Source organism: Peribacillus sp. FW305-BF15 (assembly GCF_058783805.1).
Genome location: NZ_JBYSYV010000053.1, coordinates 1 through 10,861 on the forward strand (window position 1 = coordinate 1; position 10,861 = coordinate 10,861).

The 10,861-nt window shown below is 36.1% G+C and carries 8 protein-coding genes and 1 pseudogene; all 9 read left to right on the forward strand.

What is annotated here, in order from left to right:
* Window positions 1-344 precede the first annotated feature (344 nt).
* The 9 genes and pseudogenes from AC3WLU_RS26450 (at window position 345) to AC3WLU_RS26490 (ending at window position 10,764) form a co-directional block, all read left to right on the forward strand.
* Window positions 345-1,622 (forward strand): IS110 family RNA-guided transposase, encoded by a 1,278-nt coding sequence (locus AC3WLU_RS26450; RefSeq protein ID WP_492598199.1) that lies wholly within the window; start codon window positions 345-347, stop codon window positions 1,620-1,622.
* 467 nt (window positions 1,623-2,089) lie between these two features.
* Entirely contained in the window at window positions 2,090-2,368 is a 279-nt protein-coding gene (locus tag AC3WLU_RS26455) for a hypothetical protein (protein WP_492598202.1), read from the forward strand.
* Window positions 2,368-2,550 (forward strand): GNAT family N-acetyltransferase, encoded by a 183-nt coding sequence (locus AC3WLU_RS26460; protein WP_492598201.1) that lies wholly within the window; start codon window positions 2,368-2,370, stop codon window positions 2,548-2,550. The genes AC3WLU_RS26455 and AC3WLU_RS26460 overlap by 1 nt, the downstream gene beginning before the upstream one ends.
* Window positions 2,551-2,647: 97 nt before the next feature.
* The gene (locus tag AC3WLU_RS26465) at window positions 2,648-3,109 is read left to right on the forward strand and encodes a GNAT family N-acetyltransferase (protein ID WP_057276045.1); all 462 of its coding nucleotides are present in this window, start codon (window positions 2,648-2,650) and stop codon (window positions 3,107-3,109) included.
* A 240-nt stretch (window positions 3,110-3,349) separates the two neighbouring features.
* A complete protein-coding gene (locus AC3WLU_RS26470; RefSeq protein WP_057276044.1) occupies window positions 3,350-3,619 on the forward strand; it encodes a hypothetical protein in 270 nt (89 codons plus the stop codon).
* A gap of 160 nt (window positions 3,620-3,779) precedes the next feature.
* Window positions 3,780-4,067 (forward strand): annotated as a pseudogene (locus AC3WLU_RS26475) (DUF6584 family protein); the annotation flags it as partial.
* A gap of 377 nt (window positions 4,068-4,444) precedes the next feature.
* Window positions 4,445-8,527, forward strand: coding sequence for a S8 family serine peptidase (locus tag AC3WLU_RS26480; RefSeq protein WP_413002674.1), 4,083 nt, complete (start codon window positions 4,445-4,447; stop codon window positions 8,525-8,527).
* Window positions 8,528-8,809: 282 nt separating this feature from the next.
* The gene (locus AC3WLU_RS26485; protein WP_411739949.1) at window positions 8,810-10,057 is read left to right on the forward strand and encodes a helix-turn-helix domain-containing protein; all 1,248 of its coding nucleotides are present in this window, start codon (window positions 8,810-8,812) and stop codon (window positions 10,055-10,057) included.
* Between the two features lie 521 nt (window positions 10,058-10,578).
* On the forward strand, window positions 10,579-10,764 hold the full coding sequence (locus AC3WLU_RS26490) for a hypothetical protein (protein WP_492598200.1): 186 nt from the start codon (window positions 10,579-10,581) through the stop codon (window positions 10,762-10,764).
* Window positions 10,765-10,861: the final 97 nt, after the last annotated feature.

Sequence of the window (10,861 nt, forward strand, 5' to 3'; positions counted from 1 at the left end):
ATTAATTCAAACAAAGACATTGACTAATCGTAAGAAAGGCATGAGCCCAGTAGATTACCGGGTTCATGCCCTCAAGGTTGCCTAATTAAATAAAGTGTCTAACTTTTTGGGTTCACTTCAATAACTGGGTAGTCTTTTATTATTTTTGAAAGGTTATTATTCCACTAACGGGTGCGTTAGCTGAAGATCGGAGCTGTCTTTAGGGCAGCTCTTTTCTTATGGCACTAACGGGGCAGCATTCCTGTTAGAAGGATGTTCGAGGTCTTGAAAGAAAAAGAGCCCTCTTGTATGATGCATGAGTGTCAACGACCATTGACCCAGCATCAAACAAGGAGGACTTCTCTATGCAGTTTAAATGGAATGAAAAAATTAATCAAGTTACTGAAAATACACTCGTTGTTGGTATGGATATTGCCAAGCATGTTCATTACGCTTGTTTTGTTGATGAACGAGGGCGAGTGATAGAAAAAGCCTTCGCAGTACATCAATCAAAAGAGGGCTTTGAACACCTGTATGAAAAGATTCGTCAAATAATGAAGGAAGCTAAGAAAACAGAAGTAATTGTTGGAATTGAGCCAACAGGCCACTACTGGATGAACTTAGCTAATTTCTTAGATCATTACGGCATACCACTAGTCATGGTGAATCCAATGCATGTCAAACGATCGAAGGAACTGGACGATAATTTACCGACAAAGAACGATAAAAAAGATGCATTAGTCATCGCTCGTTTATTGAAAGATGGACGTTTTAGCTATCCACGTTTATTAAAAGAAGTAGAAGCAGAACTTCGTATCGGATCTACTCTTCGTTCAAAGTTAACGGAAGATTTAGCGAGTATTAAAAACCGAATCATTCGTTGGCTTGATCGTTATTTTCCCGAGTTTACTCAAGTCTTTCCGGCTTTCGGAAAGATGGCTCTAGCTACATTGGAAATGACTCCGTTGCCACAGGATATCGATGGAAAAAGTGCTGAGGAGCTTGTCTTTCTTTACCGTAAGGTAAAGGGAATGAGAGCCCCACAGCTACCAAAAGCAAAGCTACTCATTGAAGCAGCGACGAACTCAATTGGACTGACAGAAGGGACACAGATGGCCCGACATGAAATTGCCACACTCCTGCGTCAGTATCGCTTACTCGAAAACGAAATTGAATCTGTGAATAGTCAATTATCCGAAATGGCCCAAACAACTATGGAATATGAGCTGCTGGCTTCAGTTCCTGGATTAGGAGATGCAACCATTGTTGATTTGCTTTCAGAAGTTGGAAGCTTTTCACTTTATGAAAATCCACGCCAATTGATTAAACTAGCGGGATTAACATTACGTGAAAACTCATCTGGTCAACATAAGGGACAAAAACATATCTCCAAACGAGGAAGAAAGCGACTTAGATATATTCTTTTCAAAGTAATAGTACCACTCATTCGTCACAACGAGGGGTTTAAACAGCTTCATGAATATTACACAACACGCCAACAAAATCCCTTACGTGGAAAGCAATCGATGGTGGTACTCTGTGGTAAATTGTTGAAAGTATTGCATGGTATTTGTAAAAAGAAAGTCCATTTTAATGAGCAGAATATGATGAAGGATCTCTACTGCCTCTCAGAGGCAGCGTAAGCATTTCAAACTATCGATTTATAACAAGAAGGATGACACGGAGAAGCCAGCAACTTTACTAAACTAAGACCAAGAGTCCCTGGGGCAGCTTAGCAGGCCTCTGCCTTATGAATAGACCGAACGAAGGAATGTAAGCGCAAATGACGCTAAGAGACATGGGAGGGTACGTCATCATAAGTTTCGCAGAGATCTATTGTGCATCACATAGTGGAGAAAATAGCTAATGATTTCCATTAGTTTTAGCGAAGCGTACGCTCATTTTAGTAATAAAAACCAGAATTTCAATACTCTGTTTAATAGCAGAATGAAAAAATAATTTCACTAATACACCGAGTGGTGCAAACCGTTGATACATCAATGTTTATTGAGGGAGGATAGTTCATTAAGGGAAATGTTAAAAATTTCCCTAAAATAACATAAAAAGGTACAATTACTTTAAATAGTGAAAGATAGATGAGGGATTTGTTTTGAAAATTAGTCAAACTCGGAATTTCAACTTGGTTGCTAAATTAAATAAATATGTGCACGATTTACATTTAAATTTATATCCTAAATATTTCAAGGAATATAACAATGAAAATGTGAAGGAAGTCTTCAAAAGTTTTGTTAATAACGAAAGTTTCGTTTTCCTTTTGTTAGAAGATAACGAAGAAGCTCTCGGCTATGCTTGGATAGAGATAAGAGAATATCAAGAAAATGGTTTAAAAAAGGATATAAGTCTGTTTATGTACACCAGATTAGCATAGTGGATACAAAGAGGAATAAGGGTTATGGTTCAAGCCTTATGGAATGTATATATGACATTGCGAACGATCGAGGAATAGACTTAATAGAATTAGATTATTGGTTTGAGAACAGTGTTGCAAAGGACTTTTATAAAAAGCAAAATTTTATAAAGTATAGGGAGTTTGTATATAAACAGTTGTAGTTTCTTGTTTTAATTAAGGGGCAGTTCAATTGAACAAAAAATATTAATATTAAATAGTAATTATCATAAAAATTTAAATAAAGGTTGTGCATCACAGATGGACATTACCATAAAAAGAACAAGTTTAACTGAAGTAGATATGTTGTTAGCTATACAAAAAGAAGTTTTTGCAGAAGATTATGCCTTATATGAAGACCACGATTCAACCCCTGTAAATGAAACAGAAGCAAAATTGATCGAAAACATTGAGCGTTTTTTTCATTACACAATATTGTCTGACAATGCTATTATTGGAGCAATAGATATTCGCCCTTTGGATGAAAACCGATTAAGATTAAGTAAATTTTTCTTAAGAAATGAATTTCAAAATAAAGGACTAGGAAGTAAGATAATCAAGTTAATGGAGTCCGAATTTCCGTTGATAAAAGATTGGAGCTTATATACTCCTTATTTAAACAAAAGAAATCACCATTTTTATGAAAAGCTAGGTTATATAAAAATATGTGAAGTACAAGTTACTGAAAAACTCCAGTTATTTAAATATGAAAAAAAGTTATAAGATTATTTATTTTTTTCTTCTCTATAAGAGATATCTTTAAGTTAGTTATAGTGACGACTTATTCCGATTTCTCAAAAAAAGATTATGAAGATTTGTACTTAAACTAACGGTGCGTTAGTTCATTAACAGGGGTTGCTTCGGCAGCCCTTTTCTTATGGAGCTAAAGAACCAGATACCCAAATAAAAAATGCAAATTTGTTATATTTTGGTAAAATAGATTAGAGGGAAGGGTGGGGAATCATGAGAAAATATTTAGGGATTATTTCGTTTACTTTAATTATCTTGGTTATTTGTTTCTTTGCTGCGAATATAACACGAGTAATTGATCCTGGAGTAACAACTTTTCGTATATTAATGATATTTGGAATCATTATATCTTTCTCTTTTTCTTTTCTTAGTGAGAAAGGACTTTGGAGGAAATTTGCTTTAGGTCTTAGTATTTTCGTTGGTTTCGTTTACTTTATAGCCGTCGAATTAATGAGAATAGTATTCCAGGGTAATGGATTTTAAATTGTTTATTCAACAAACAAGTGCGTTAGCTGAAGATCGGAGCTGTCTTTAAGGCAGCTTTTTTCTTATGCTACTGACGGGGCGGGTTAGTTGAAAAAAGAACTATTTTGAACTACCTAGAAATAAAAAATATATAGAAAAAAGATAGGGAGGTGTTTGTATAGAAAAGGTACCTGTTAAAACGATTAAGAAGATAGAAGAGGACATTGAAAAAAATGATTTAGGAAAAGCAAGGGATGGACTAATAGGGTTAATTTCAACTTATCCTAATGAGTTAGAACTCCGTAAAAAGTTAGGGGACATCTAATTTGCATTAAAATATCCTTCAATCTCAGGTCGTTACTGGTATTTAGAAAAGAATAAGGCATCAGAGATGGAAAAAGCGTGTATTCTGTTCGAAAAAATCTTTGGGAAACGAACCCATTCTATTAGTACAACAGTGCTGTTTGATCTTTGTTCAACAATTGGGCCAGATAATAGAATAACACTTGGAAGTTAATTTGGATATTTTCGTGAATAAACCTTTTTGCTGCAACTTAAGTATAGATCTTCCCCTCCTCAACTCTTTCAATGGAATTCATATTTTCTTATTTTACTAAAGAAAACCCCAATTTATAAAAATGAATTTAAGTCTTTTTCACTAATTTTCGCAAAAATAATGATTTTTCAGAACATATAAAAGAGAAAGTAGGTAGAAAGTTCTGTAAAATTAACCCAATAGCAATCAGATAGAAAGGCAATTAATATTATTGTATGAATATTTTAAATTTTTGGAAAGGGATATTTTTTCGGGGAATTCTATTTAACTAAGAAAGTAGGGAAGATATGAAAATTCATTCATTCATTAAACGAACAGCAGCGATTACGCTGTCAGCTGGCCTGCTGCTATCATCAGCAAACACGCCTTTCATTCCTTATGCAAATGCAGCGAACATAAAGGCAGAAGACGTCTTGGCCTCGTTGACAAGTGAACAACGAAAAGCGTTAAATAAACTTGAAATGACAGATAATGTCGGATTGCAAGGATTTAAAATGGAAGAGTTAAAAAAGGATAAAGAAATCTCGGTCATCGTCCAGTTTAAATCAAAGCCGGGAAAAGTTGCAGTATTGGATGCGAATGTAAAAGGAAAGAAGCTTTCAAAAAAACAAGCGGATGATCAAGTAGAAAATGAACATGCTCAGTTTAACAAAGACATTCAATCGATTCTTCCATCTACTAATCTTAGAAGCAAGAAAACAGGTCATAAAATCACTTCTACCTTTAAGACCGTTTATAACGGGGTAGCTATGAAGCTGCCAGCTAATCAGGTAGAGCAGCTCTTGCAATCCAAAGTCGTAAAAGCAGTATATAAAAATGTAGAATTTAAGGTCGATCCGATCGCCATGGGAGAGAAATCAGCCCCTGGTACATCCGTTGAAAGTATTCCATATTTAAAAATTGACCAGCTGCACAATGAAGGTATTACAGGAAAAGGAATCAAAGTTGGGGTTCTTGATACAGGGATTGATTACAACCACCCTGATTTGAAAGATGCCTATAAGGGCGGTTACGACTTAGTTGATCAAGATAATGACCCAATGGAGGCAACGTACAAGGATTGGCAAGCGTCGGGGCAACCAGAATTTAGCTGGTCCGGTTCTTCCTATTATACTTCCCATGGAACACATGTTGCAGGTACCATTGCTGGCCAAGGAACGAATGCAGAGGTTTCTGTAAAAGGTGTGGCTCCTGATGTGGATTTATATGCCTATCGTGTTCTTGGACCATATGGATCAGGATCATCTGAAGGGGTCATTGCAGGTATAGAAAAAGCTGTAAACGATGGCATGGATGTTATCAACCTTTCCCTCGGATCGGACATCAATGATCCTTATGATCCAACCAGTACTGCCATTAACTATGCTGTCCTTAATGATGTAACAGCAGTTGTAGCAGCTGGAAATGCAGGATCAGATGATTATACATTAGGTTCACCTGGCTCAGCAGCACTTGCTTTGACAGTCGGGGCGAGTGATGTACCGATGGCGGTTTCTACTTTCAATGGGAAAATCGGAAATAAAGATTCGATCGAGCTTGTTAGTTTGGGACGCCACTATTCAGACCATTTAAAGGAGTGGGAAGGGAAATCCTATGAGGTAGTGAATGTCGGTTTAGGAAATGGCTCTGATTATTCCGGCAAGGATGTAAAAGGGAAAATTGCACTTGTGGAACGCGGAGAATTCGCCTTAGCGGAAAAGATCAGCAATGCAAAACAAAATGGAGCAGCCGCCGTTCTTCTTTATAACAATGTGGAAGGGCAAATTAATGCCAATCTTGGAGAGTCCGTTGACTTTGTGCCTGCATTTTCTTTAACAAAAGAAGCGGGAGAAAGCATTAAAGCACAGATTCAAGCAGGTGAAGCGAATTTTGCTTTCTCCAAATACGCGGATAAACAGACAGAAGGTGACCACTTAGCAGACTTTAGCTCAAGAGGCCCGGCAAGAGAAACATACGATATGAAGCCAGAATTGACGGCACCGGGAGTAAGTGTTCTTTCAACAGTCCCTTCTTATATGGTGGACGCTGAACATCAAGAAAACTATCAATATGCATATTCAAGATATTCTGGAACATCTATGGCTACTCCTCATACAGCGGGGATTGCGGCACTCATGCTTCAAGCGAATCCGCAATTAGAGCCGGAAGATATTAAAGCCGTTCTAATGAATACGGCAGATCCTCTCAACGGAGATTATAGTGTATTTGAAGTTGGAGCAGGAAGAGTTGATCCATACCAAGCTGTGTATAGTGGAACCAGCTTCAAAATTAACGATAAAACATTTGTTCCAGGTGCTGAGGAATTAATCAAGGTAAAAGAATTGACGGGCGGACTCAGCTTTGATGTTCACTATGCAGATAAAAAACTAAATCTGAAAAAATCAATCACTATTGAAAACCATGATAAAGTAAACAAAACTTTCAATGTATCTGTAACTGAATCGAATGGTTCAAACAGCTTGAAGGAAAATGGAGTGGAGCTGGATATTCCAAGCAAAATTTCTGTAAAAAGTGAAGACTTCAAAAAAGTAACACCACGTTTGCTTATTCCTAAGAAAGCAAAGGATGGAATTTACGAAGGATATATTACATTAACAAACAATGCGAATTCATCAGAGCAGTATCGGATTCCTTTCAGCTTCCGCACAATGGAAGATGGGTTTAATAAGGTCGGGCTACTAAATCCTGCCTTTTCCCCAGGTCATTTAAACCAAGTGGCATGGGATCCTATGCGTACTCCATTTGTAGTTGCTGATTTTAACCTTCGTGCACCAATGGAAAAAATGGATGTCGTTCTTCAAGATGGCAAAACAGGAAAGGACCTCGGGCTGGTCGGAACAATAAATTTAGATTACGCTTATGACAATGTAGATTATGGATTATATGCATTTAATGGAGCTTATTATGAGTTTACAGGAAACTCAAAACAGCCCATTTCGGAAGAAGCAAGTTATGTGAAAAAACCGGGACATTACAAATTGAAATTCATTGGTACAGGTACTTCCGGGAAGGTTACAACTGAAACGCAGCATATGCTGATCGATCTCGATGCACCGAGCTTCAAAAGTTCACTTGATGGAAAGTCTCCATTTATTGAATATAAGCCAGGTCAAAAAACATATCCATTCGACATTCAAATCACAGATCCAACCATTGACGAACTAAAGAAATTGGGCGTAAATATCGATCAATCATCGAACTCGATGGTGTATTACTGGGGTCAAGGTGGTTTCCCTTCTACGCCAATTCCAATGGATAAAGAAGGAAAGTTTGTCGAAGAAATCGCCCTGGAAGAATCCATCCCAGCACTTCAATTTCGCATGAATGGATATGATATGGCAGGAAACAAACCTGCTACAAAGCAATATTACTTTGTAAAAGAAGGTACACCTGTTGCATATTCTATTGGCGAAAAGTATGAGGTCAAAACAGGCGATACGGTAAAAGCAACACTTTCATTAGATAACCTAAACGCAGTGTCAAAGGCGGAATGGAACTTTAATGGTGACGGAGGCTATGACAGAGGTTTAGATAGCGTAGAGTTAGTTGATGCCAAGCTTCACAGCGAATTCTCGGACAAAGCCTCGTTAACGATTAAAGACAATGTCGTTACTGTCCAATTTAATGAAGAGAGTAAAGCATTAGACCATGCAAAAGTCGTTGAGGTTACGTTAAAGGTTCAGGATGATCAATATACCCTTGGAGCAGCGATTAATCCGACTGTGAGCGTAATGAATGCTAATAATCAGACAAGCAGTGTGTTAGATGCTGGTTATATTTGGAAGGTTAATCCACAATTCTCAATGGCCAGAGGTTATGTCTCTCCGCAAGGATTTAAAAATGAAGATGGTACTGTTACAGAGAAAAGGGATTGGAGCAAGGTTGGCGGTACAGTGAAAATCTTTGATTCAGAAGGAAATGAGTTCGATGCGACATCAACGGTAGAAGATAATGGACAATATGTATTCAACAAGCTGCCGTTAAGCACAAATGCCTTCACGATTGAAATGAAAGCGCCAGGCCACTTTGTCACGAAAGAAAAACTGAATTCTGGTATCGGTTTTGAGCACAATGGTGAGTTATACGGTCAAAATCGCTGGATACCTGCCCTTGATATTACAGCAGGTGATGTAAACCAAGACCATGTCATTGATGTTCTAGATGCGATCGAAATTCAAAATGCATGGAAAACAAAGAAGCGTGCAGCGGATATCACCTTTGATGGAATAGTTGATGCCAAAGATATGAAATATGTTCAAACAAACTATCTCAAGCAAAATGAGCATGTTGATAATGCTCCAAAACCAATGAAGAAGTATAAAGGTAAGACATTGGAATCAATTTTAGTTGAGTTGGGAATACAGCCATAAATATTAAAAAACACGATGAAAGCTTAGCTTCATCGTGTTTTAACTTTTAAAGAAAGAGAGTATTCCAATAAGGTTGCGTTATTTGGATTTTCTTCAGAATAAAATATTGAGGTAGATTGGAATTCGTAAAAAAGGGAACAAGAGTGAATATTGAAAAAGCTAATAATAGAGGGATGGTATTAAAGTAGTCTTGCGCTTTTCTTAATTTTACTAGAATATATAGATTATATATTTATTTTTTTCTATATATACTAGATAAAATTACAACCTAGAGGTGAAGCTATGATTGAGGGGAAACTTATCAAGTTTTATCGTGAAAAAGCGGGGTTGACTCAGGGGCAGCTTTGTGAAGGAATTTGTTCTGCTACACATCTTAGTAAGATAGAACGAGAGATAACAGAATACTCAGGGGAAATTACCCACTTATTATCCCAAAGATTGAATATCTGTCTTGATGATGAATTTGTGCGGTATCATAATCTTCAACAGAAACTAAAGCTATGGCACAACACGTTCGTTATGCAACAAAGCAAAGAATCAGAAATTTTAAAAGAAGAAATCGAAAAAGAAACACTGATTCAATTGCCAGATTTTCAAGTCTTCTATCAATTACTCTCTGCAAGATATTATTTATCTAATTATCAGTTAGAAACAGCATTATTAATTATTCAAAACCTGCAAAAAAATGAATCATCTTTTTCTCCGCAAGACCGCAATATGTTAAAACATGTTCTAGGTATGTATTACTTTCACAACGGACAGTATCGGGATTGTATTCAAATTTTAACATCGATCGATCAAAGTCAATATAATCAATTTGAATATTATTACCATTTGGCACTAGCATATCACCTTATTCATTTTAATATAATATCGTATTATTATGCAGAGAAAGTTCTTGACTATTTTCAAAAAACGTTAAATGTCATCCGAATAATTGATACAGAGACGATCATGTTATTACAATTAAATGCAAAGGAGCTTCATGATTTTGAAGAGACGAAAGAACGTTACGAACAATTAATACGTACCTGTGATACCATTAATGAAATAGACCGTAAATCAAAGCTCCTTAATAATCTTGCATTTGAACTTTACAGAAGAAAAAAATACAAAGAAGCATCCGAACTATACAAAGAAGCCATGAAACTAATGGATGAAAAGGTTCCTCATTATTTAACTGCATTAGATGGTTATATAAATACTTGTTATAAAGGAAAACTACTTTCAAAAGAGATTTTATTGGAATTAGCACATAAAGGACTTAGAATAGCAAAATCGACAAAATCGTATAACTGGATTTTTTTTGAATTACACCTTTATCAGCTTAATCATGAAGAAGACGATTACTATCATTTTATTGAGACCACAGCCCTTCCTTTTTTTAAAAATATGGGCTTCACCATGTTAATTGAACACTACGAAAAAAAACTCTTCCACTTCTATAACCGAATTGGTGCCGTTCAAAAAGCATTGGACCTTGCCAATTCTTACATACAAGGCAGAAAGAGCTACTATGATCATGAATAAGGCTTAATAAAAAAAGATACTCTATGCAGATGTTAATACTGCATAGATTGGATTGAAGCTGAAAGTCAGCGTGAAAAAATAGTCATTCAAAGAAGAATTAAAATTGGAAAGCAATTAAAAGTTTAATTGAAAAATATCGAAAAGAAAATATGTAAAGCTGATAAGTCCATCAACTTAAAGTATGATGAACTATCAACAATTCGGCTACCTTGCCTAGTGATATTTAGTCAAACAACTGAATTCCATTTTATTACATAGATGCTTTGTATAAGATAATTAAAAGATAAATAGTGATATTCAATAAAAGGGCGCGAAAGTCGTGGTACACCGTGGGCGTCGGAGTCAGACAAACGGTTGGGCTCAAAGGCACCAATGAGTTAAGTAAAAAGTATCCCTTATTTATTGTCAGTAATGGACCGACAGAATATTTACAAGCAATTGTAGAAACTTATAATTGATTTATTCAAAATACATATAGTAACCAACTAATTAGATCTGGACATAAATCAGATTTAGTGCAAATGGTGAAAAATAAAAATCAAATTGGAAAAGGTTACGTTGTCGGACACCGGTCTTCAGATATATCTGCTGCTAAGGATAATGAACTTATTGCCGTTGGTGTGAACTTTGACTTTGCTCAAGGAGATGAATTAAAACATGCAGATTTTGTAGTGAATAATTTCAAAGAAATCTTAGAGTTAGTTTAAATCCTAAAAGGCCGCCAATTGTGAACTGCACCCCAATTGTTAGACACCATCTAACAATTGGAGGTGCTTTTTTTATGACAAAATATTCATTAGAGTT